Origin of the sequence: Streptomyces inhibens (assembly GCF_022221585.1) — a bacterium.
In the GTDB taxonomy this organism is placed as follows: Bacteria; Actinomycetota; Actinomycetes; order Streptomycetales; family Streptomycetaceae; genus Streptomyces; species Streptomyces inhibens.
Genome location: NZ_CP084681.1, coordinates 8,230,447 through 8,253,124, shown reverse-complemented (window position 1 = coordinate 8,253,124; position 22,678 = coordinate 8,230,447). Strand labels below are relative to the sequence as shown.

The following is a 22,678-nucleotide window of genomic DNA, read 5'->3' as shown; positions in this document are numbered from 1 at the left end:
TCAGTTGTTCTTCAGGCGCACGTCGAGGGCGTCCCGCAGGCCGTCCCCGATGAAGTTGAAGGCGGCGACGACCAGCACGATCGCGATGCCCGGCGGGAAGATCAGCCACCAGTAGCCGACCTGGGTGTAGGTGATGCCGGTGGAGAGCATGGAGCCCCAGTCGGCGGCCGGCGGCGGGATGGACAGGCCCAGGAAGGACAGATAGGCGACGTAGAGAATGGCGTCGGCCACCTGGAAGGTGGCGTTGACGATGACGGTGCCGATGGCGTTGGGGACGATGTGCCGGAACACCGCACGGCCGCCTCCGCCGCCCATCAGCCGCATCGCGTGGAGGTAGTCGCGGCCGCGCAGCGCCAGCGCCTCGCCGCGGATCAGGCGGGCCGGGGACAGCCAGGCGACGGAGGCGATGATCAGGATGAGGACGGGCTTGCTGGGGGTGACGATCGCGGCGACCACGACGAGCAGGAAGAGCGCCGGAATGGCGAGCGCGGCGTCGGTGACGCGCATCATCGCGGCGTCCACCCAGCCGCCGAAGTAGCCCGCGACCGCGCCGTAGAGCGTCCCGAAGAGGGTGGCCAACAGCCCTGCCGCCAGGCCGACTTCGAGGGAGGTACGGCCGCCGTACATCAGCCGGCCGAGCAGGTCGTAGCCGAGGTCGGTGGTGCCCAGCGGATGGCCGGCGCCGGGGGCGAGGCCGGCCTGCGAGAGGTCGGTGTGGATCTGGTCGGTGGGGTGGAGCAGCGGCCCGAGGAAGCAGAAGGCGAGCAGTGCGAGCAGCACCAGGGCGCCGGCGAGGGCGAGTTTGTTGCGGGCGAAGACGGCGAGGGTGCGGCGGGCGAGGCCGGGGGTGGCCCGCGCCGCGTCCGGCTGCGTGGCGTCAGGGGCCTCGAGGGCTGGGGTCGTCACGTCACGCTCCTGATGCGCGGGTCGAGGACGGCATAGGCGATATCGGTGATCAGTGAGCCGAGGACGGTGGCGACGCCGACGACGAGGGTGACGCCGAGCAGGACGGGGAAGTCCGATCCCTGGGCCGCGTTCCAGAACAGCAGCCCCATTCCGGGGTAGTTGAACATCGACTCGACGACGAGGGTGCCGCTGAAGAGCGTGGGCAGGTAGAGGCCGAGGAGGGTGGCCAGCGGGATGAGGGCGTTGCGCAGGACGTGCCGGGCCATGACGCGGGCGTCGGACTGGCCCTTGGCGCGTGCGGTGCGGACGTACTCCTCGCCGAGGTTGTCGAGGACGGCGGAGCGCATATAGCGGCTGAAGGCGGCGATGATGCCCAGCGCGGTGGTCACGACGGGAAGGACGAGCGCCGGCAGGTCGGAGAGCAGGCCGCCGACGGTGTCGGCCTGCGGCGCTTCGGCGGGCAGCAGTGGGAGCTGCTGGCTGAAGACCAGGATGAGGACCAGGCCGAGGAAGAACACCGGGGTGGCGTAGGCGAGGAAGGCCACGCCGGTCAGGACGTAGTCGGCGGCCTTGCCGCGGCGTACCGCTTGCAGGATGCCCAGCGGGACGGCCAGCAGCGCGGCGAGTGCGAGGGCGAGACCGGCGAGCAGGGCGGTTTTGGGCAGCCGTTCGCCGAGCAGCGAGGCCACGCTCTGGTTGAGTTTGTAGGACTCGCCGAGGTCGCCGGAGAGCAGCCGGCCGAGGTACATGGCGTACTGCTCGGGCAGCGAACGGTCGTACCCCTGCTGGTGGTTGAAGTGGGCGATGGCTTCCGGGGTGGCCTGGACGCCGAGGATGGCGCGGGCGGGTCCGCCGGGGAGCAGATGCAGCAGGACAAAGACGATGACGGAGACCAGCAGCAGCACGACGAGGGCCTGCGCGATGCGCTTGGCCAGGAAGTGGATCATCTGCCCGCGCCGCCCTTCTTCACGAAGTACCAGTTCTGGGGTGCGAGGGACAGGGTGGGGTTCTGGTCGACGCCGCGCAGGTCGTTGCGGATGGCGGAGACCTGGTACGCGGGGTTGGGGGTCCACAGGACCGGGAGCCGGCGGGCCACCTCGCGGCCGTAATCGCGCAGCACGGCCGGGCGGTCGGAGTACTCGGTGGCCCGGATGAGGCGGTCGGTGCGCGGATCGGACCAATTGCCCATGTTGGAGGGGGCGTTGCTGGCGAAGATCTTTTCGCCGCTGGGGTCGGGCGGGAAGTACCAGCTGCCCTGGGTGCCGAAGAAGCCGAGCTGCCACTGCGCGCAGAGGGGCTCGGTCTTCTTGCAGGGGACGGTGGTGCCCAGGACGGTGTTCAGCGGCTGCTGCCGGATGTCGAGGGTGATGCCCGCCTTGCCGAATTCGGACTTGATGGCCTGCATGGTGTTGGAGGTCTCGGTCGAGCCGGACTGGGAGAGCAGTGAGAGCCGCAGTTCCTGGCCGTCGTGGATGTCCGCCCCGCACTCCCCCGTGCCGCGTCCCGGCCGTACGCAGTGCAGCGTGCCGTCCCGGTCGGCCCAGCCGTGCCGGGCCAGCAGCGCCTTCGCCCGCTTCGGGTCGTACGGATAGGGGTCGGCGTCGAGGAGGCCGGCGGGGACCGGGCCGAGGGTGGGCGTGGCGCTGCCGTGCCAGATCACCCGGGAGATCGACTTCTGGTCGATGAGCCGCTGGAGCGCCTGGCGCAGATAGTCCTGGCGCAGCAGGGGTCCGGCCGTGGGGTGGTGATAGTTGAGGACGATATAGGTGACCGCCCAGCCCTCCCACGGATCGATGCGATAGCCCATTTCCTTGAACTTCGTGGACTGCGCCATGACGGAGGGCGGGATATAGCCGTAGTCGACGCCGCCGGCGCGCAGCACATTGAATTCGGAGTCGGCTGTGGTGAAGGGCTTGAGGACCACACGGTCGAGGTGGGGTGTGTCGGGCCCTCGGTATTTCTTGTTGGGGATGAGGGAGACCCGCCCGGAGGTGGTCCATTTCTCTATCCGCCAGGGCCCGTTGACGGTCTTCCACAGCGGATCGGTGGCGAATGCGGAGAATCGCTTGGCGTGCCGCATCAGCCGGGCGAAGGCCTGCCGGGGGCTCTGGTGGCCGGGGTTCCAGGCGTGTACGGGGAGCGCGACGAAGTCCTGGAGTTCATTGGCGGTGAACCATGTCGGGTTGTAGGCGCGGTCCAGCCGGAGCCGGAAGGTGCGGTCGTCGACGATCTCGAAAGCCTTGACATCGTCCGGCATCAGCTTCGGCGAATAGCCGGCCCAGTCCTGCTTGTTGTCCTTGATCAGATCGAACCAGAACTTCACATCGCGGGTGGTGACGGGCTTTCCGTCGGACCACCGGTAGCCCTTCTTCAGCGTGATGCTGACGGTGGTGTTGCCGTCGCTGTAGCGGGGCGTCTCCGCGAGACCGCGGGGCGAGTCCATGGTCAGCGCATCACCCTTCTGCTCGGGCATGAACAGCCGCAGGAACAGCAGGTCCTGGATGGCGCTGTTGTAGGAGGCCAGATAGCCGGGGGCGCCGATGGGGAAGATCCAGTTGGGGGTGGAGGCGGGCGGCAGGGCCATGGTGGCGGTGCCGCCCTCGACGCGCGTTCCGCCGGTGGCACCAAGATCGGTGACAACGTTGCCAGAGGGGCCGCAGCCGACCAGCGCCATGGTGCCGAGCAGGGCCGCGACCGCAACGCGCCCCAGGGGCCCGCGTATTCGAGTACTGCGCAGGCCCATGCTGCCTCCGGGGGTTCGGCCGGTCGAAGAGTGCGAGCAAAGTACGGACGGCCGCGAAAAGAAGTCAAGACCTTGGCGGAACAACGCCAACTGATGTCTACTGTCCGCGAGTTGACTCCCCCACTTCCTTCGATCACCGAAGAAAGCCCCGCTCCCGCACCAAGCCGAAAGGCGCCGCCATGACCGCCCCCGACGAGCAGCCCGGCTCCGCCGCGCATGTCCTGGAACTCGTCGCGAACGGCTCCGCCACCTCACGCGCGGACCTCGTGCGCGAGCTCGGGCTCGCCGCCTCCACCGTCTCCGCCCGCGTCCAGGAACTCGTCGAGGCCGGGCTGCTGGCCGAATCCGGCGAGGGCGCCTCACGCGGCGGCCGTCGCCCGCGGCTGCTGCGGGTCGCCGAGCAGGGCGCCGTCGCGCTCGCCGCCGACCTGGGCAGCCATCACATCCGCACCGGCGCGGTGGGCCTGACCGGCGACGCCTTCGACATCGACGACCACGCCGTCGATCTGACCGCCGGGCCGGAGCCCGCCCTGGACACACTCGCCGAGCGGCTGGGGGCGCTGGCCGAACGGCAGCGCGCGGCCGGCCGTACGGTCCGTGGCGTCGGCGTCGGCTTCCCCGGCCCGGTCGACGCGGACGGCGCCCGGATCATCGCGCCGTCCCGGATGCCCGGCTGGCATCTGTTCCCGCTGCGCGACCGGCTCGCCGACCGTCTCGGTCTGCCGGTGCTGCTCGACAACGACGCCAACATGATGGCGCTGGGGGAACACCGCGCCGCCCACCCCACCCGGCGCCATCTCGTCGTCGTCAAGGCGGGCCGCGGTATCGGCTCCGGTGTCATCAGCGACGGCCGGCTGCACCGAGGGGCCCGTGGATCGGCCGGCGACATCAGCCATGTCCGGGTGGACGAGGGCGCCGAACTCCCGTGCTCATGCGGAAACATCGGCTGTCTGGAGACGGTGGCGAGCGGCGCCGCGATCGCCGCCGCACTGCGCGAAAAGGGCATCGCCGTGGACTCCGCCACCGACATTCTGCGGCTGGTCGAGAACGGCGAACCGCACGCCACCACCCTCGTACGGCAGGCCGGCCGGGACATCGGCGCGGTGCTCGCCGTCGTCGTGAACTTCTTCAACCCCGAGGCGGTGATCCTCGGCGGTGCGCTCTCCGGCGCCCAGCCGCTGGTCGCCGCGGTACGCGGGATGCTCTACGAGCGCTGTCTGCCGATGGCCACCAGCGATCTCACCATCAACGCCGCCGGCTGCGGCCCGGACGCGGGGCTGCTGGGCGCCGGCCATGCCGCCCTGCGCAGGCACACCACGGCGGACGCACCGCCCCCACCGGCCGCCGTACGAAGCTGACCACCGGCCCGGGCCCTGCCGCAGACCACCGCCCCCGCCACGGAAAGTGAGCCCCCATGACGCCCTCTCCCACCGGCCGCCGCCTCCGTATCGGCGTCGGCGGCATGGCCATCGAGTCCAGCCAGTTCTGCCCGCACCGCTCGACGTACGACGACTTCCGCATCACCCGGGAGCATGCGCTGCTGGACCGCTACACCTGGACCCGGCCGGACGGCGATCTGGCCGAGCTCGTCGAGTGGGTGCCGCTGGTGCATGCCGTCGCGGTGCCCGGCGGGCCGGTGGAGCGTGCCACCTACGACCGCATCAAGGACGAACTGACCGCCCGGATACGGGAGTCGGGGCCGCTGGACGGTTTGGTGTACGACATCCATGGCGCGATGAGCGTGGTCGCCCTGGCGGACGCGGAGGCCGATCTGACCGACGCGGTCCGGGCCGCGACCGGCCCCGACACCCTGATCTCGGCCGCCATGGATCTGCACGGCAATGTCTCCCGCCGCTTCGCCGAGCGCCTCGATCTGCTCACCGCCCACCGTCTGGCCCCGCACGAGGACGCCTGGGAGACCCGGGAGCGGGCCGCCCGCAAGCTCGTCGGACGACTGGTCTCTAGGAAGGGCCGCCCGCACCGGGCCTGGGTGCAGGTCCCGGTGCTGCTCCCCGGCGAGAAGACCAGCACCCGGCTGGAGCCGGCCAAGTCGCTCTACGGGCGGCTGGCCTCGGTCGAGGCGCTGGACGGGGTCGTCGACGCGGCGCTCTGGGTGGGCTACGCCTGGGCCGACGAGGAACGCTGCCGGGCCGCCGTGGTGGTCACCGCGGACGACCCCGAACTCGCCGTGGCACAGGCCGAGTCGCTGGCCCGTGCGTACTGGGACGCACGCCGCGACTTCGTCTTCGTCGGGCCGACCGGTGACGCCGACAGCTGTATCGCCCGCGCCGTCGCCTCGCCCGCCCGCCCGTTCCTGATCAGCGACTCCGGCGACAACCCCACCGCGGGCGGCGCCGGGGACCTCGGGTACATGCTGGGCCGGCTGCTGGCCAACGAGGAGCTGGCGAGCGGCCGGGTCACCGCGCTGCATCCGGGCATCACCGACCCGAAGGCCGTCGCCGTCTGCTTCGACGCCGGTGTGGGCGCCGAGGTCACCCTCCGCGTGGGCGGCCACTTCAGCGCCGGCACCGGCCCGCACGCGGAGCCGTACGGGCTGACCGGCACGGTGACCGCCCTGGAGGGCGCGGCCGGACCCGCTTCGGGCGGACCTCGCGGCAATCCGGCCTACGAGGGGGGCGGCCGGACCGCGGCCGTCACCCGCGGCGGGGTGACGGTGGTGCTGACCGAGCGCCGTAAGCCGTTCCACACCCGTGCGGACTTCGGCGCGCTGGATCCGCTGGGTTACGACCTGGTGGTCGTCAAGATCGGCTATCTGGAGCCCGAGCTGCATGCGATGGCCGCGGACTGGCTGCTGGCGCTCACCCCGGGCGGGGTGGACCAGGATCTGCTGCGGCTCGGGCACCACAAGGTGCTACGGCCGCTCTACCCCTTCGACGACGAGGGGTTCGAGGAGCCGGACCTCACGCCGGTGGTGCTGTAGGCGGGCCCGGCCGGCGCCGGGCCGCCCGGCTTCAGATCGACCTCACCCGGTCCGCCTGGGGCCCCTTCTGCCCCTGGGCGACCTCGAACTCGACCCGCTGGCCCTCCTCCAGGGCCTTGAAGCCGTCCATGTCGATCGCGCTGTAGTGGACGTACACGTCCTGTCCCCCGTCGACCGCGATGAATCCGTACCCCTTCTCGCTGTTGAACCACTTCACGGTGCCCTGAGCCATTGCGCTGTCCCTTGCTGGATGGTGCCTGGATGCCCGGTCGGGCACGGTAGTTCTACCCGCCCGGGATGCCGGCTCCGCCGGTGTTCACCCGGACGGTTGAGCGGGCACCCCGGACCCGGCCGGGCAGCGGCGCCCTTCAGGGCAGCGGGCTCAGGGCTGTGGATCGCGCGCGTCGTAGCGGGCGAAGGCCCGGCGCCCGAGGCCGAGTCCGGTCACCACCAGGACGCAGGCCAGGCCGCCGCCGATCACCGCGGTGGCCGGTGAGGTCAGATCGGCCACCGATCCGGCGAGGAAGTCGCCCAGCCGCGGTCCGCCCGCGACCACGACGATGAAGATGCCCTGGAGGCGCCCGCGCATCGCGTCCGGCGTCGCGGCCTGGAGCATGGTGCTGCGGAACACCATCGAGACGGTGTCCGCGCACCCGGCCACCGCCAGGAAGAACAGGCCGAGCCACAGATGCCGGGAGAGCCCGAAGCAGGCGATGGCCGCGCCCCAGGAGGCCACCGCGATGAGGATGGCCAGACCGTGCCGGCGGATCCCGCCGAGCCAGCCCGAGAACAGCCCGCCCAGTACGGCGCCCACCGCGGGCGCGGCGACCAGCAGGCCGACGGTCTTGGCGTCCCCGGCGAACCAGAGCACCGCGATCGCCGGGAACAGCGCGCGCGGCTGGGCGAGCACCATCGCCGCCATGTCGGAGAAGAACGTCATCCGCAGATTCGGCCGGGTGGCGAGAAAGCGCAGGCCGTCCAGTACGGAGGCGCGGCGCCGCGGCCCCTCCCCCTGGTCGGGACGCATGGACGGCAGCCGCCACATCGCGTACAGCGAGCCGCTGAAAGCCACCACATCGATGAGATACGCGGCCTGGTAGCCCCACAGGCCGACGATCACGCCGCCCAGCATCGGTCCGCCCATCAGGCCGAGGTTGCTGGTCAGGGAGTTGAGGGCGTTGGCGGCCGGCAGCTGCTCGGTGGGCAGCAGCCGCGGGATCATCGACGTACGGGCCGGGGAGTTCATCGCGAAGCAGACGGCCTGGAGGGCGACGACGGTGTAGAGCAGCCACACCCGGTGGTATCCGGCCAGCGCCGCGGTGGCCAGCACGATGGACATCGCGGTCGCGCCCGCGGCGCTGTACAGGCCCAGTTTGCGGCGGTCGACGGTGTCGGCGATGGCGCCGCCGTACAGCCCGAAGACGACCAGCGGGACCAGGGAACACAGGCCCACCAGGCCGACCGAGAAGGTGGAGCGGGTGATGGCGTAGACCTGGAGGGAGACCGCGAGCGCGGTCATCTGCTGGCCCATCCAGGAGATGGTGTTGCCGCACCACAGGCGGCGGTAGTCCGCGGACGAGCGCAGCGGGGTCAGATCGGCGAATATCCGGGAGCGCAGGGGGATTTCGCGCTTTTCGGAGGTAGTTGCAGGGGCCACGCGGCGCAGTAAAGCACGCTGCGTGGGTGCGGCCGACGGCAGGGGTGGAAGAGGCGCTCGGCGCGCACGCCCCTTACGGACCGGCCGCCGCCGACCCGCCGGCCCGGACGGTCTCCGCCAGGCCGTACACCCTGCGGGCATTGTCCGCGGCGATCATCGCGCCGACCCGCCGGGCGTCCGTCTCCGACCAGGCGCCGGATGCCGTCCACGCGCCGAGGACGGCCGCCAGGCCGGTCCGGAAGAGCGCGCTGCCGACGACGTACAGCTCCGGGAGGCCATAGGCGTCGGTGGAGAAGAGCAGCTTGCCGAACGGCGCGAGCTCCAGGAATTCGGCGAGCACGGCCGCGGCCCGCGGGCCGGTCTGGGTCAGCGTCAGCCCGATGTCGGCGTAGACGTGCGGGAAGACGCTCGCCAGGTAGGCGGCCTGCCGGTGGTACGGGTAGCAGTGCAGCAGCACCAGGTCCGTGCCGGTGTCGGCGGTGGCCCGGACCAGGTCGGTCAACAGCGCCGGGTCGGCGTGGTCGAGCCGTAGGTCGGGGTCGCCGAAGCCGGTGTGGAGCTGGAGGGGGCGACCGGTGGCGACGGCCAGCCACACGAGATGCCGCAGCAGGACCGGGTCGGTGAGGCGGGGCGCGCCGGCCGCGATCCAGGAGCGGGCGGCGGTGCGCACCGCGTCGGGGGCGGGCGGCGCGGGATCCAGGGCGAGCCCGTGGCGGTAGGCGGCGACGGTTTTGAAGGCGACGGCGGTGCCCGCGACGTCCTGGACGGCGCGGGCGAGGGCGTCGGTGAACTCCTCGGCGTCATGGGCGCGGGCCGCGGTGCGCTCGGCCAGCGTCTCCAGCCGGACGACCTCGAACCCGCTGCCGTCGCCCGCCTCGGCGGTCTCGGTGGGGCCCGTCAGATCGCCGGGCAGTCCGGTGTCCAGGAGGTACGCGCCGATGCCGGTGGCGCCCAGCAGACGGCGCCGGGTCTCGTCCGGGCCCAGCTCGCGGCGGCGGGCGAGGTAGCGGTCGGGCGGGCAGTGCGCGGGCAGGCCGAGCAGCGGCGGGCACCAGCGGCGGACCGCGAAACCGGCCTGGGTGTCGAAGAAGGTGGTACCCGCCGCGGGCGGCCGGTCCGATTCGGTGAGATACCCGGCGAACGTCCCGGGGTCCGGATCGTGGCGGAGCACGCCGTGGCAGTGGTGGTCCACCAGCGGCGGCAGTCCGTCGTCGAAGCCGGGGCCGCTCCCCGGGACGTCCCTGGGCATCACCAGCGCCAGCGGGTGGCGGCGGCGATCTCCTCGGCGTCGTTCTCGGCGAAGTGCGCCTCCTCGGCGCGCCGGACCGCGAGCACCGCGCCGTGCAGCACCTCGCCGAGCGCCTCGTACAGCGGGGCCGACTTCTCCAGCCGGTCGGTGGCCTCGGTGAGGGTGGCGGGCAGCCGGACGATGCCGCGCCGGGCGCGCTCGCGGACGCCGAACGTGCCCGGGTCGCCGGTCTGCGGCGCGGGCAGCCGGGTCGCGGACTCGATGCCGTGCAGTCCGGCCGCGATGACCGCGCCGACGGCGAGATACGGGTTGGCGGCGGCGTCGAAGGTCTTGAGCTCGGCGTGGCCGCCGTCCGGGTCGTCGGGAGCGCCGGTGATCAGGCGCAGCGCCGCCTCGCGGTTCTCCACCCCCCAGCACTGGTAGACACCGGCCCAATGGGAGGGCTGCAGCCGCAGATAGCTGGCGGGCGAGGGGCAGCCGATGGCGAGCAGGGCGGGCAGGGCGCCGAGGATGCCGCCGAGGAAGGCCACCGCGTCCGGTGCCAGGCCCCAGTCGGCGTCCGGGGTGCGGTGCAGGCTCACCCCGTCGCGGTACAGGCTGAGGTGGAGGTGGCAGCCGTTGCCGACCTGGCCGGCGACGACCGACGGGGCGAAGGAGGCGCGCAGTCCGTGCCGGGCGGAGACGGCGCGGACGGTCTCGCGGACCAGCACCGCGTCGTCGGCGGCGCGTACCGGGTCGCCCGGAGCGGTGGTGATCTCGAACTGGCCCGGCGCGTATTCGGGGTGCACCTGAAGGACGTCGATGTCCTGGACGGACAGCGCTTCGCTGACGTCCCGGAGGTAGTCGGAGAGTTCGACGACCCGGGTCATGCCGTACGCGGGTCCCGCGCAGGGGTAGTCGAGCGCCTCGTACGCATCGGTGGCGGCCGGGGTGTGCCCTGCCGGGGCGCGGGTGACCACCCACTCGGTTTCGAAGCCCATCCGCAGTTCGAGGCCGGCCGCGGCGGCCCGCTCGGTCATCCGCCGCGCGAACTGCCGCTGGCAGGCGGGGTGCGGCCGGCCGAGCTGGTCGTAGCGGTCCACCGGTGCCCAGGCCCAGCCGGGCTGTGCGGCGAGCGGGGTGAGGCGGTCCAGGTCGGGGAAGAGCCGTAGATCCCCGTCGGGGCCGCCCAGATGCTCGGATTCGGTGATGGCGTCGTCGGAGGTGAAGACGTCGAAGACGGGCGACATCCCGACGCCGCGTTCGGCCGCATCCGCGAGCCGCTGTACCGGAACGGCCTTGACGCGTGTGATGCCCGCGTTGTCCACCCAGGTCAGCGCCACATTCCGGACACCTTCCGCCTCCATCCGCGCCGCCAACCGGCGGGCTTCCTCGCGCTGTTCCGCAGCCCGCGTTCCCATAGAGCCGTCCTCACTCGACCGTGCCGATCGCTCGGCGCCCGTTCCCGCTGATGGCCGGTGCGGCTCAGGGCGTGAGAGCCGGTCCGATCAGGGGCAGTTGAACTCGCACCATACGCACTTTCCGCCGCCGCGCGGTTCCACACCCCAGACATCCGCCAAGCGGTCCACGAGGAGCAGGCCGCGGCCGGAGACACCGGCCTCACCCGGTTCGCGGCGCCGCGGCAGGCTGCTGGAGTGGTCTTCGACCTCCAGGCGCAGGCGCCGCCCGACGCTGTGCGGCATCCGGACATTGATCACGGCCTCGCCGTCGGTGTGCAGCAGCGCGTTGGTGATCAGCTCATCGGCAATCAGTTCGATCTCGTCGACGCGGTCCTCCGCGCCCCAGGCGCGTACCGCGGCCCGGATCATATGGCGGGCGGCGGAGAGGCCTTCGGGGTCGGCGGGGGCGATGTGCTGGCGGAACCGGCCGACGGTGTCGTGCTCCGGGGCGCCCAGGCGGCGCAGCAACAGCAGCGCCATATCGTCCTCGCCGGTCCGTTCATCCGCCGACTCGCAGAGCCGGTCGGCGAGTTGCTGGACGTCCTGGGGGCCCTCGCGGACCTCGCGGGCCAACTGCCGCATCCCGTCGTCGAGGTCGGTGCCGGGCTGTTCAACGATGCCGTCGGTGCACAGCAGCAGGGTGTCGCCGGGGGCGAGCTGGACGGTGGTGACGGGGTAGTCGAGCCGCCGAAACTCGGAGGAGATCCCGAGCGGCAGCCCGCCGGCCACCGGCAGCCGGCGGCAGATGCCCTCGGCGTGCCGCAGCAGCGGGTCGATATGGCCGGCCCGGACGATCCGGGCCGCGCCGGTGCTCAGGTCGGCGTCGACATAGGTACAGGTGGCGAAGCGGTCGGTGTCGAGCTCGTTGAGGAAGGCGGATGCGCGGCCCATGACGGTGGCGGGGGCGTGCCCTTCGGCCGCGTAGGCGCGCAGCACGATCCGCAGCTGGCCCATCAGCGCCGCGGCCTGGGTGTCATGCCCCTGGACATCGCCGATGACGGCGGCGACCCGGCCGTCGGGCAGCGGAATCACGTCGTACCAGTCGCCGCCGATGTCCCGGCCCATCCGGGCGGAGCGATAGCGGACGGCGATCTGGGCGCCGGCGATGCCGGGGATCCGGCGCGGCAGCATGGCCTGCTGGAGGCCGGCGGCGAGATCGTGCTCCTGGTCGTAGAGCATGGCGCGGGCCAGGCTCTGCGCGATGCTGCTGCCGAGCGCCACCAGGACGTTGCGCTCCTGGTCGCGGAAGTCGCTCTCGCGCTCGAAGAACAGGCCGATCACACCGATCGGGCGGCCCTGGGCGATCAGCGGCAGATACGCGGCGGAGTTGACGTTCAGCGGCTCGATGGCATGCCACAGTCGCGGGTAGCCGTGCTTGAATTCGGCGCGGCTGCGGACATAACGCGGGGTGAGGGTGCGGACGACCTCGCTCATCGGGAATTCGTCACCGACCCGCGTGAATTCGAGGTCGGGCACAAAACTGCCCGCCTTGCCCTCGGAGACCAGCCGGATACGTCCCGCCTCGACCAGCCCGAGGATGACGTTCTCCGCGCCCAGCCGGCTCAGCCCCTGCTCATCGGCGAGCACCGCGATCACTTCGCCGACCGTTCTGGCGTGCGCCAGGGCGGCGGTGGTGCGCTCGACGACGCTGGTGTGCCGGCGGCGCTCCTCGTCGACGGCGAGCCGCTCCGCCGCGTGGGTGTATTCGTGGCTGGCGTCGCGGACCACCCCGATGATGCGGCGGGGTCTGCCGGTGTCGTCACGGCGGATGCTGCCCTGGGCGTGGGTCCAGCGCAGCTCGCCGTCGCGCAGCCGCACCCGGAAGTACGCCCCGTAGGAGTGGCTGCCGTCCTTGAGCGCGCGGGCGACCAGGGCGTCCAGACGGGCCGCCTCATGGGCCGGGACACGGCAGTTGAGGGTCTCCGGATGATCGTCGTACTCCGACGGGAGCAGGTCGAAGACCTCGAGGGCGGGCGGGTCCATGTGCATCAGCCCGCTGTCGAGGTCCCAGTCGAAGCCGCCCATGCCGTTGAGGGCCAGGGTCAGGTCCGGGTGGGCGGGCCAGTCGTCCGGCACCGACACGGTGGGCCGCTTCGCTCCCCGGTCAGCCATGTCGTCACTTTGCCACATTCATCAGGATTACGGCGTGTCCAGACCCTTCCCCCAGAAATCCGGCAACACCACCGGCAACACACCTGACTCTCTCATCAGTCACCTCACTACACCGCACCACGACAGCTTGCCAAGACTGGCCTTCACCCCTCTCCACCCCTCTCCCCTCATTGCGATGTTCTCAACACACTGTTACGGTCCCGGACCATGAAGGACGCCCCCGGAGCCCGTATCACCGACGACACCGGAGATGTCACGGACCGTGTCCGGCAGGTGATCGACCGGCTCGGCTGCAGCCACCGCGAGTTCGCCCGCCGGATCGTGATGGACCCCTCGAAACTCTCCCGGTCACTGGGCGGCACCCGCCGCTTCACGCTGGCCGAGATCGTGCGGATCGCCGACATCGGCGGGGTCGACACCGGCTGGCTGCTCGGTGCCCCGGAGCGGCCGGCGGCGCCCGAGCGCGAGCCGGTGGCCGTCCCCGAGGGTGGCCGGCCGCTGCAGATCGTGCGGGAGACCGTCCGGCTGATCGCCGAGCACGGCTTCCACGGCGTACGGGTCGCCGATATCGCGGCTGCCTGCGGCACCAGCCCCGCCGCCGTGCACTACCACTTTCCCGGCCGCGACGAGCTGCTGGAAGCGGCCGTGCGCTGGTGCATGGACGAGGACACCGAGCGCCGCGCGGCGGGCCTGGCCAAGGCCCCCGACGCCCGCGCGGAACTGCTGCATCTGATCGCGCTGCAGACCCCGCGCACCGAGCAGCAGCGCCGTCAGTGGCTGGTCTGGCTCGACCTGTGGGCCCAGGCCGCCCGCTCCACCGCGGTGGGCCGGCTGCACGAGCACTACTACCGGCAGTGGCGCACCACCGTCGCCGATGTCGTACGGCGCGGCGTCGGCCAGGGCGTCTTCCGCACCGTCGATCCGGAGTTCACCGCACTTCGGCTGACCGCACTGATCGACGGGCTGGCCACCCAGGTGCTCGCCACCGCACCCGACAGCACCGGCCCGGACACCATGCACGCCGCGCTGCTCGCCTTCGTCGAGAGCGAACTCACCGCGGGCTGACGGCCGACGCGCGCCCCCTTCTGCCCACTCCGCACCGCATGCCCTCAACCGCCGTCGAAGGGACCCGCATGAACAACGAGGTCATCATCACCTGCGCGCTGACCGGCGCCGGTGACACCGTCCGCCGCTCCCCGCACGTGCCCGTCACGCCCGAGCAGATCGCGAAGTCGGCCGTCGAGGCGGCGTCCGCGGGCGCCGCGGTGGTGCACATCCATGTACGCGACCCCGAGACCGGCGCCCCCTCGCGCGACCCACGGCTCTACGCCGAGGTCGTCGAGCGGATCAAGGAGACCGGCACCGACGTCGTCATCAACCTCACCGCCGGCATGGGCGGCGACCTGGTGATCGACCCCGAGAACCCGCTCCGGCAGCTGCCCGGTACCGACCTGGTGAGCGGCCTGGAGCGGCTGCCGCACGTCGAGGAACTGCTGCCCGACATCTGCACCCTGGACTGCGGCTCCCTCAACTTCGGCGACGGCTCCAACCTGTACGTCTCCACCCCCGACATGTTGCGCACGGGCGCCAAGCGCATCCAAGAGCTGGGCGTACGGCCCGAGTTGGAGATCTTTGACACCGGTCAGCTGTGGTTCGCCAAGCAGCTGCTGGCCGAGGGTCTGCTGGACGACCCGACGATCTTCCAGCTGTGTATGGGCATCCCGTGGGGCGCGCCGGCCGATCCGGGCGTCCTGCAGTCGATGGTGAACATGCTCCCCGAGGGCGCGCAGTGGGCGAGCTTCGCGCTCGGCCGGATGCAGATGCCGTGGGTCGCCCAGTCGATCCTGCTCGGCGGCAATGTCCGGGTCGGCCTGGAGGACAACCTCTACCTCAGCAAGGGCGTCAAGGCCACCAACGGCCGGCTCGTCGAGCGCGCCGTCCAGATCACCGAGCTGCTCGGCGCCACGGTCGCCACCCCCGACCAGGCGCGCGCCCGCCTGGGCCTCAAGCCGCGCGGCTGAGCCCCACAGCTTCCCTCCTTCCCCGCCCTCCCCTGGAGCCGCTCCCTCATGCCTGAAACCACCCCTGCCCCCTGCGCACCCGAGGCCGTACGCCGCGTCGCCTGTATCGGCGCCGGAGTGATCGGCGGCGGCTGGGTCGCCCACTTCCTGGCCCGCGGCTACGACGTCACCGCCTGGGACCCGGCCGCCGACGCCGAGGAGAAACTCCGCCGGCTGGTCGCCGCCGCCTGGCCGGCCCTGGAGCAGATAGGCCTCGCCGAGGGCGCCTCACCGGACCGTCTCACCGTCGCGTCGACCCTCGCGGCCGCGGTCGCCGAAGCCGACTTCGTCCAGGAAAGCGCCCCGGAGAAGTTGGAGTTGAAGCGCTCACTGCTCGCCGAGCTCGCCGCGGCGACCCGTCCGGGCGTGGTCATCGCCTCCTCCACCTCCGGTTACCCGATGACCGATATGCAGACGGCGGCCGAAGACGCCGGCCGCCTCGTCGTCGGCCACCCCTTCAACCCTCCGTACCTCATCCCGCTCGTCGAGGTCGTCGGCGGCGAGAAGACCGACCGCGAGGCCGTCGAGTGGGCCTCCCGCTTCTACGACGTGGCCGGCAAGTCCGTGATCACCATGGACCGCGAACTGCCCGGCTTCATCGCCAACCGCCTCCAGGAGGCGCTGTGGCGCGAGGCGCTGCACATGGTCGCCAACGGTGAGGCCTCGGTGGAGGACATCGACGCCTCGATCACCGAAGGCCCGGGCCTGCGCTGGGCGTTCATGGGCCCCTGTCTGACCTTCGCACTGGCCGGCGGCGAGGGCGGTATGGCCCATATGCTCGACCACTTCGGCCCGTCCCTGAAGTCCCCGTGGACCCGTCTGGAGGCGCCCGAGCTGGACCGCGAGCTGCGTGACGCGATGGTCGACGGCTGCGCGGAGGCCGCGGGCGAGCGCACCTACGCGGATCTGGTCGCCGCACGCGATCAGGGCGTCATCGACGTCCTCCGGGCCACCGGCCGACTGGGGGACACCCGCCGATGAGCACCCCTCTCCCGCTCTTCCGCCAAACGGTCCAGGACGCCTGGATCGACTACAACGGCCACCTCAGCGAGGCCTACTACGTCCTGGTCTTCGGCTTCGCGACGGACGCCCTGATGGATACGGCGGGCCTCGACGCCGCCTACCGCGCACGCACCGGCTGCTCGCTCTACACCGTCGAGGCGCATGTCCGCTACCTCCGCGAAGTGGCCCGGGACAGCGAACTCACCCTCCGCACCACGGTGTTGGGGGTGGACGGCAAGAAGCTCCGCTTCGTCCACGAGATGTTCGCCGGCGAGCCGTCCGGGGACCCGGTCGCGACCGAGGAGCTCTTCACCCTGCACGTCGACCAGGGCACGGGGCGCGCGGCCCCGCTGCCGGACGCGGCGCGCCGACACCTCGCCGGCCTGACCGCCCCCGCGCCGGAGTGGGCGGGGCGCGGAATCCGCGCGGTGCAGCGGTAGCGAGGCCTCCGCTCCTCGGCGCCGATCCGGAGCGCCGCCGCCCCGTCCCGGTGCGATCCTGGACGGACCAGCCTTCCGACCCGCCGAGGAGCGACCACCATGACAGCCATCCGAGGCCACCGCATCGAGATCGAGCAAGGCACCGACCACGTCCGCGTCGAGATCGACGGCCGGCTGGTCGCCGACAGCCGGCGTCCGCTCCTGCTGCGCGAGACCGGCTACCCGGTGCGGTACTACCTGCCGCCCGAGGACGTACGGACCGACCTGCTGACGCCGTCCGAGACGCATTCGGTCTGTCCGTTCAAGGGCACCGCTTCCTACTGGTCGCTCGCCGACGGACCGGAGGATGTCGTGTGGGCCTACCCCGAGCCGTATCCGGAGGTCGCGCGGATCAAGGATCATTTCTGCTTCTACGAGGCCGAGTTGGGCTGAGACCGGGGTCGTGAGCTCGGGTAGGAAAGTTTCCTAACAATTACCGTCACACTCCTTGACCCGTGCATGAGCGACCGTCAGGATTCCTCGGGACGGCCCCCCACGCCGACCCAGGAGACGGACATGACGCCCACCCCCCGCGCCAAAAAGCCCCTCAAGTCACGAAGCCCCCTGTTCAGCAATGCTCGCCTAGGAATACCCACCGCCGCGGGCGCGGCGCTCGCGCTCATCGGCGGTGTGGCGCTGTGGTCGAACGCCGGCCAGGCCAACGCTGTGCCCGACCGTGCACCGGGCACGCATGCCGCCGGGTTCACGGCCGTCGCCGCCGGCGATATCGCCGAGCAGTGCACGGCGAGCGACAGTGACTGCGCACACCCCAAAACCGCCGCGCTGGTGAAGAAGATCAACCCGGCGTTCGTGCTGACCATGGGCGACAACCAGTACGACGACGCCCGGCTCAAGGACTACAAGAGGTACTACGACAAGAGCTGGGGCGCGTTCAAGGCCAAGACGCACCCTGTCGCCGGCAATCACGAGACCTACGACCCGGACGGCAAACTCGCCGGCTACAAGTCCTACTTCGGCGCCATCGCCTACCCCAAGGGCAAGAGCTACTACAGCTTCGACCAGGACAACTGGCACTTCATCGCACTGGACTCCAACAGCCTGAACTCCGCACAGCTCAAGTGGCTCAAGGCCGACCTCGCGGCCAACTCCAAGAAGTGCGTGGCCGCTTACTGGCACCACCCGCTCTTCTCCTCCGGCGAACACGGCAACGACCCGGTCAGCCGACCGATCTGGAAGCTGCTGTACGACGCCAAGGCCGAGCTGGTGCTCAACGGCCACGACCATCACTACGAGCGGTTCGCGCCCCAGGACCCCAACGGCAAGGCCGACAAGAACGGGATCGTCGAACTCCTCGGCGGGATGGGCGGCGCCAACCCGTACAAGATCGAAGAGGTCCAGGACAACAGCGAGAAGCGGCTCACCGACACCTTCGGCGTGGTGAAGCTGAACTTCACCGACACCGGCTTCTCCTGGGATCTGGTGGGCACGGACGGCCGCACCAAGGACAGCAGCCCGTCCTACTCGTGCCGCTGACCGACGGGACCCACGGGCGGCTCGACTGATGTATCTCGCGACCACGGATGCGGCCGCGACGGCGACAAAGGTGACGCGTGGCCGCGTCGGCGGGCCGGTTCTGGCCCTCGGCGCGGTCAGCCTGGTCACCGATATCTCCTCCGAGATGGTCACCGCCGTGCTGCCCCTCTACTTCGTCCTCCAACTGGGGCTCTCACCGCTCCAGTTCGGCTTCCTCGACGGCCTCTACAACGGTGTCACCGCGCTGGTACGGCTGCTGGGCGGGCATGCGGCCGACCGCGGCGGCCGGCACAAGCTCGTCGCCGGGTCCGGCTATGCGCTCTCCGCGCTGTCCCGCCTCGGCCTGCTGCTCGCCGGCGGCGGCACCCTCGGTATCGGCGCGGCGCTCGCCGCGGACCGTATCGGCAAGGGCGTACGCACCGCCCCGCGCGATGCGCTGATCTCGCTCAGCGCCCCGCCGGACGCGCTCGGCCGGGCCTTCGGCGTACACCGGGCGATGGACACCACCGGCGCCCTGCTGGGGCCGCTCGCCGCGTTCGCCCTGCTGTGGGCCACCGCGGACGCCTACGACGCGGTGTTCGTGGTGAGCTTCTGTGTCGGCCTGCTCGGTGTGCTGCTGCTGATCGCCTTCGTACCGGGGCGGGCCGCACTGCCCGCCCACCACCGGGCGCCGGCCGTCACGGACCGCCCGCGCGCAGGGCTCCTCGCACCGCTGCGCGCGCCCGCCTTCCGGCGCATCTTCGTGGCGGCGGCACTGCTCGGCGCGGCGACCATCGGCGACGCCTTCCTCTATCTGCTGCTCCAGCGCCGGCTGGACTTCGCGGTGAGCTGGTTCCCGTTGCTGCCGCTGGGCTCGGCCGCGGTCTATCTGCTGCTCGCGGTGCCGGCCGGGCGGCTCGGCGACCGTATCGGCCGCCGGGTGCCCTTCCTGTGCGGTCATGCGGCGCTGCTCGGCGGTTATGTCCTGCTCCTGCTGACCGACGCCGGGCCGGTGCTGCTGGTGGGCGTACTGCTGTTGCTCGGTGTGTTCTACGCGGCCACCGACGGGGTGCTGATGGCGCTGGCCGGACCGGTACTGCCGGCCGCACGCCGGGCGAGCGGCATGGCGCTGCTGCAGACCGGCCAGGCGCTGTGCCGTCTGCTGGCGGCCGCCGGATTCGGCGCCGCCTGGACGCTGTGGGGCACCCGCCCCGCGCTGATCGTCGCCGCCGTCGCACTGGCGGCGGCGCTGGCGGCCTCGGTCGCCCTGTTGCCCGGGCCGACGCGCCCGGAACTCCAGGAAGACCCGGACCCCACCGACCCTCCCGAAAGGCAGCCGTCCCGCGCATGAAGCCCTCGAACGGTCCGCGCAGGGATCCGGCGAACGGACCGGGGCCCGCCTCCGGTGGCCAGGAGCCCGCGGCCCCCACCTCCCTCTCCCTCCGCGCCCGCCTCATCGCCGTGGCGACCGCCACCGCGGTCCTGGCCGCCATCGCCGTCGTCTACACCGTCGGCGCGGCCCGGCGCGCCGAACCCACCGACGGGGCCTCGGCGTTCGGACTCGACCACGGCCGGCTGTACTTCCGCAGCACCGGCGCCGGCGCCGGCCGGGTGGCCCGGCTGCCCGCGCCGGTCACCCCGACAGCCGATGCCCGGGCCACCGCGGCACCGGCCCGCCCCGCCGGGCCCGACCACCGCACCACCGGCGGCCCGGCCTGCGAGCGCTTCCACGCGGCGGCCGGCACGGGGCTGTGCCTCCAGCGCCGCCCCGGTATCCCGCCCAGGTCGTACGCCCTGGTCCTGGACCGGCGGCTGCGCGAGAAGCGGCGGATCGCGCTCACCGGCATCCCCAACCGGGCCCGGGTCTCGGCCTCCGGCCGGATGCTGTCCTGGACGATGTTCGCCACCGGCGACTCCTACGCCACCACCGCGTTCTCCACCCGCACCTCGATCCTGGACACCCGCACCGGCTACCTCATCAAGAACATGGAGGAGATCCCGCTCACCCTCGACGGCCGCCGCTACCACTCCCCCGACGTCAACTACTGGGGCGTCACCTTCGCCCGCGACGACAACCGCTTCTACGCCACCGTCTCGACCAAGGGGAAGACCTACCTGGTCGAGGGCGATATGCGCAGATGGGCGGCGCATACGATCCGCGAGAACGTGGAATGCCCCTCGCTCTCCCCCGACAACACCCGGCTCGCGTTCAAGAAGCGGGTCCGCGAGGGCGCCACCGATCCCTGGCGGCTGTACGTACTGGATCTGCGGAGCCTGCGCGAACGCCCGCTCGCCGAGACCCGCAGCGTCGACGACCAGGCCGCCTGGCTGGACGACCACACCCTCGCCTACGCCCTGCCGGGCCGCGACGGCCGAACCTCCGACATCTGGACCGTCCCCGCGGACGGCCGGGGCGCCCCGTCCCTCCGCGTGCCGGACGCCTCCTCCCCCGTACGGGTCCCCTGAGGGCCGGTCCGCTGACGTCCCCTTGAGCGACGCCGGAACAGCGGGCACACACCCCGCGGCGACGCGAGGCGCCCGCCCGGCGCACAATCGAAGCGTGAACGACGCGGAGGAAGCCCCCGACGAGCCCGGCACATCCCGCCGACCCGAGCCGCCCCCGACGCACGACGAAGGCGGCGATCCGGCCTGCTGGCAGAGCCAGGTGTGTGACGCCTGCGGCCGGATCCGGGAACGGCCCGGCAGCGACGTCTGCGAGCACTGCGGCGCCGCGGCGGACGACGAAGCGGGCGACGGCACGGGCACGAGCGGGACCGGCACCCCTACCGGCCCCGAGCGCCCTGCCCACCGCCGGGACCGTGACGAGGGAGGCCGGGCCCGTAACGCCCGCCCGCGCGACGGGCTGGGACGGCCGTTGCCGTACGGCGCCCCCGGTGTGGCGCGGCAGCCCGAGGGCGTCTCCCGTACGCCCGCGCAGTCGCTGGCCGAGGCGCAGCGGCTGCTCGACGCCGGGATGCCGTTCCATGCCCACGAGGTGCTGGAGGACGCCTGGAAGGCGGCGCCCGAGGCGGAGCGCGAGCTATGGCGTGGGCTCGCCCAGCTGGCGGTGGGGCTCACGCATGCGGCGCGCGGCAACGCCGTGGGCGGGAGGTCGCTGCTCGCCCGGGGGACGGCGGCCATCGCGCCGTACGCGGATGCCGTCCCCTACGGGATCGATATCGCGGGACTGACGGCCTGGGCCCGGGAGCTGACCGGCCATCTGGCCGACCCGGGGACGACCGTACCGGCGGCTCGGTCCGCGCCCCGGCTGCGGGCCACCGACGGCAGCTCCGGAAGTCACCCCGCCGGAGACGGGGCCGGGGACCGCCCCGCCGCCGACGGCTGACCACGGGCAAGGGCATACGCCCGCCGGCGCGCGCGTCCTACGCGGCCCCTCCCCTCTGCCCGCCGCGGCCGCGTCCCTGCCGCCACCGGGCCAGCAGGGCGCCCAGCCCGAGCACCACGACGCCGGCGCCGGCCGCCCCGAGGACGAGGGCGGGGCGCCAGGGGGAACCGTCGTGGGCCTCGGCCCCGGTGGCCTGGGCGGCCACCGGGCGCAGATGACTGCCGTCGTAGGTGGTACGTACGGCGTGCAGGGTGCCGATCGGCTGGGCGTCGCCGGAGGTGCCAAAGCCCCAGTCCAGCAGCGAACCGGCTTCCTTGTAGACGCCGTTGGCCTCCTGTGACTGTGGGTTCAGTACGGTGACCAGCAGCGTGCGGCCGTTGCGGCGGGCGGCGGCGATCAGCGTGTTGCCGGCCTTGCTGGTGTAGCCGTTCTTGACGCCGATGATGCCGGGGTAGCGGGACAGTCCGTGCGAGCCCACCAGCATGCGGTTGGTGTTCTCGATCCGGGTGATGCCACCGGCGCCGGGGAACGAGGCGCTGGGGGTGGCGCAGTAGCGGGCGAATTCGGCGTTGGCGAGGCCGGCACGGGCGAAGACGGTCAGGTCGTACGCGGAGGAGACCTGACCGGGCGCGTCGTAGCCGTCCGGGGACTTCACCATGGTGTCGCGGGCACCGAGTTTTCGGGCGGTCTGCTGCATCTCGCGCGCAGTGGCCTGCCAGCCGCCGTTCATCGCGGCCAGCACATGCACCGCGTCGTTGCCGGAGCGGAGGAAGACGCCGCGCCACAGGTCGGCGACGGTGTAGCGGCGGCCCTGCTGGACGCCGACGACGCTGCTGCCGCTGCCGACACCCGCAAGGTCCCCGGAGCTGACCCGGCGCACCGTGCCGGCCGAGAACTTCGGCAGGACGGTGACCGCGAACAGCGTCTTGAGGGTGCTGGCCGGGGCGAGCTGGCGGTGCGGGCTCTTCGCGGCCAGCACGCTGCCGGTTTCCGCGTCGGCCACCATCCAGGACAGGGCGGTCAGACCGCCGGGCAGCCTGGGTATGCCGGGGGCGGTGACGGCCTGGACCCCGGCCTCGGTGGGCTGACGGGCCGTCGCACCGTCGGCCGCGGCCGGTATGGACGTCAGCGACACACCGGCGACGGCGATCAGGACCATCGCAGTCGCCTTCTTGGACACACGCGCGTCAAATGCCATGCCGTCACGCTAAGTAGGGCGGCGCTCGCCCGCAGCGCAGTTGAGCCAGACGGGCCACCGCGGCGCCGTCCGC

20 protein-coding genes are annotated in these 22,678 nt (G+C 72.1%); 11 read left to right on the top strand and 9 right to left on the bottom strand.

Features of this window, described 5'->3' with window-relative positions:
- The 3 genes from KI385_RS37020 to KI385_RS37010 are packed head-to-tail and all read right to left on the bottom strand — an operon-like array spanning position 1 to position 3,649.
- Complete coding sequence (locus KI385_RS37020; RefSeq protein ID WP_238576393.1) at positions 1 to 906, bottom strand: ABC transporter permease; 906 nt, start codon at positions 904 to 906, stop codon at positions 1 to 3.
- On the bottom strand, positions 903 to 1,853 hold the full coding sequence (locus tag KI385_RS37015; protein ID WP_238576392.1) for an ABC transporter permease: 951 nt from the start codon (positions 1,851 to 1,853) through the stop codon (positions 903 to 905). Before KI385_RS37015 ends, KI385_RS37020 begins: the two co-directional genes overlap by 4 nt.
- Positions 1,850 to 3,649 (bottom strand): peptide ABC transporter substrate-binding protein, encoded by a 1,800-nt coding sequence (locus tag KI385_RS37010; RefSeq protein WP_238576391.1) that lies wholly within the window; start codon positions 3,647 to 3,649, stop codon positions 1,850 to 1,852. The genes KI385_RS37015 and KI385_RS37010 overlap by 4 nt, the downstream gene beginning before the upstream one ends.
- A 179-nt stretch (positions 3,650 to 3,828) precedes the next feature.
- Between KI385_RS37010 and KI385_RS37005 the strand changes: the two genes are divergently transcribed.
- Together KI385_RS37005 and KI385_RS37000 are read left to right on the top strand one after the other, a co-directional pair.
- On the top strand, positions 3,829 to 5,007 hold the full coding sequence (locus KI385_RS37005) for an ROK family transcriptional regulator (RefSeq protein ID WP_238576390.1): 1,179 nt from the start codon (positions 3,829 to 3,831) through the stop codon (positions 5,005 to 5,007).
- 56 nt (positions 5,008 to 5,063) lie between these two features.
- Positions 5,064 to 6,590, top strand: coding sequence for a M81 family metallopeptidase (locus KI385_RS37000; protein WP_238576389.1), 1,527 nt, complete (start codon positions 5,064 to 5,066; stop codon positions 6,588 to 6,590).
- Positions 6,591 to 6,621: 31 nt separating this feature from the next.
- Here KI385_RS37000 and KI385_RS36995 read toward each other — a convergent pair whose 3' ends face one another.
- The 5 genes from KI385_RS36995 to KI385_RS36975 all read right to left on the bottom strand — a co-directional run bounded on the left by KI385_RS36995 (position 6,622) and on the right by KI385_RS36975 (position 13,047).
- On the bottom strand, positions 6,622 to 6,822 hold the full coding sequence (locus KI385_RS36995) for a cold-shock protein (RefSeq protein WP_238576388.1): 201 nt from the start codon (positions 6,820 to 6,822) through the stop codon (positions 6,622 to 6,624).
- A 150-nt stretch (positions 6,823 to 6,972) separates the two neighbouring features.
- A complete protein-coding gene (locus KI385_RS36990) occupies positions 6,973 to 8,247 on the bottom strand; it encodes an MFS transporter (RefSeq protein WP_238576387.1) in 1,275 nt (424 codons plus the stop codon).
- Between the two features lie 73 nt (positions 8,248 to 8,320).
- A complete protein-coding gene (locus tag KI385_RS36985) occupies positions 8,321 to 9,496 on the bottom strand; it encodes an amidohydrolase family protein (RefSeq protein WP_238576386.1) in 1,176 nt (391 codons plus the stop codon).
- Positions 9,496 to 10,896, bottom strand: coding sequence for a glutamine synthetase family protein (locus KI385_RS36980; protein WP_238576385.1), 1,401 nt, complete (start codon positions 10,894 to 10,896; stop codon positions 9,496 to 9,498). Before KI385_RS36980 ends, KI385_RS36985 begins: the two co-directional genes overlap by 1 nt.
- Positions 10,897 to 10,983: 87 nt before the next feature.
- Positions 10,984 to 13,047 (bottom strand): SpoIIE family protein phosphatase, encoded by a 2,064-nt coding sequence (locus KI385_RS36975; RefSeq protein WP_238576384.1) that lies wholly within the window; start codon positions 13,045 to 13,047, stop codon positions 10,984 to 10,986.
- Between the two features lie 207 nt (positions 13,048 to 13,254).
- On the opposite strand from KI385_RS36975, the gene KI385_RS36970 reads away from it, so the two are divergent.
- The 9 genes from KI385_RS36970 to KI385_RS36930 all read left to right on the top strand — a co-directional run bounded on the left by KI385_RS36970 (position 13,255) and on the right by KI385_RS36930 (position 21,407).
- Complete coding sequence (locus KI385_RS36970; protein WP_238576383.1) at positions 13,255 to 14,112, top strand: TetR/AcrR family transcriptional regulator; 858 nt, start codon at positions 13,255 to 13,257, stop codon at positions 14,110 to 14,112.
- A gap of 68 nt (positions 14,113 to 14,180) precedes the next feature.
- Entirely contained in the window at positions 14,181 to 15,068 is an 888-nt protein-coding gene (locus KI385_RS36965) for a beta-keto acid cleavage family enzyme (RefSeq protein WP_238576382.1), read from the top strand.
- 48 nt (positions 15,069 to 15,116) lie between these two features.
- Positions 15,117 to 16,088: a 3-hydroxyacyl-CoA dehydrogenase NAD-binding domain-containing protein gene (locus tag KI385_RS36960; protein ID WP_238576381.1), complete on the top strand. Its 972-nt coding sequence runs from the start codon at positions 15,117 to 15,119 to the stop codon at positions 16,086 to 16,088.
- Positions 16,085 to 16,549 carry a thioesterase family protein gene (locus KI385_RS36955; protein ID WP_238576380.1) on the top strand — a complete coding sequence of 155 codons (465 nt, stop codon included), beginning with the start codon at positions 16,085 to 16,087 and terminating at the stop codon, positions 16,547 to 16,549. The genes KI385_RS36960 and KI385_RS36955 overlap by 4 nt, the downstream gene beginning before the upstream one ends.
- A gap of 99 nt (positions 16,550 to 16,648) precedes the next feature.
- Complete coding sequence (locus KI385_RS36950; RefSeq protein WP_238576379.1) at positions 16,649 to 16,981, top strand: DUF427 domain-containing protein; 333 nt, start codon at positions 16,649 to 16,651, stop codon at positions 16,979 to 16,981.
- A gap of 123 nt (positions 16,982 to 17,104) precedes the next feature.
- Positions 17,105 to 18,082 carry a metallophosphoesterase family protein gene (locus tag KI385_RS36945; RefSeq protein WP_238576378.1) on the top strand — a complete coding sequence of 326 codons (978 nt, stop codon included), beginning with the start codon at positions 17,105 to 17,107 and terminating at the stop codon, positions 18,080 to 18,082.
- Positions 18,083 to 18,110: 28 nt separating this feature from the next.
- A complete protein-coding gene (locus tag KI385_RS36940) occupies positions 18,111 to 19,412 on the top strand; it encodes an MFS transporter (protein WP_238576377.1) in 1,302 nt (433 codons plus the stop codon).
- Positions 19,409 to 20,527, top strand: a complete 1,119-nt coding sequence (locus tag KI385_RS36935; RefSeq protein WP_238576376.1) for a TolB-like translocation protein — start codon at positions 19,409 to 19,411, stop codon at positions 20,525 to 20,527. Before KI385_RS36940 ends, KI385_RS36935 begins: the two co-directional genes overlap by 4 nt.
- 220 nt (positions 20,528 to 20,747) lie before the next feature.
- Positions 20,748 to 21,407, top strand: coding sequence for a DUF309 domain-containing protein (locus tag KI385_RS36930; RefSeq protein WP_425357113.1), 660 nt, complete (start codon positions 20,748 to 20,750; stop codon positions 21,405 to 21,407).
- A gap of 37 nt (positions 21,408 to 21,444) precedes the next feature.
- Here the strand turns inward: KI385_RS36930 and KI385_RS36925 are convergent, their stop codons facing one another.
- Positions 21,445 to 22,605 carry a D-alanyl-D-alanine carboxypeptidase family protein gene (locus tag KI385_RS36925; protein ID WP_238576375.1) on the bottom strand — a complete coding sequence of 387 codons (1,161 nt, stop codon included), beginning with the start codon at positions 22,603 to 22,605 and terminating at the stop codon, positions 21,445 to 21,447.
- Positions 22,606 to 22,678 lie beyond the last annotated feature (73 nt).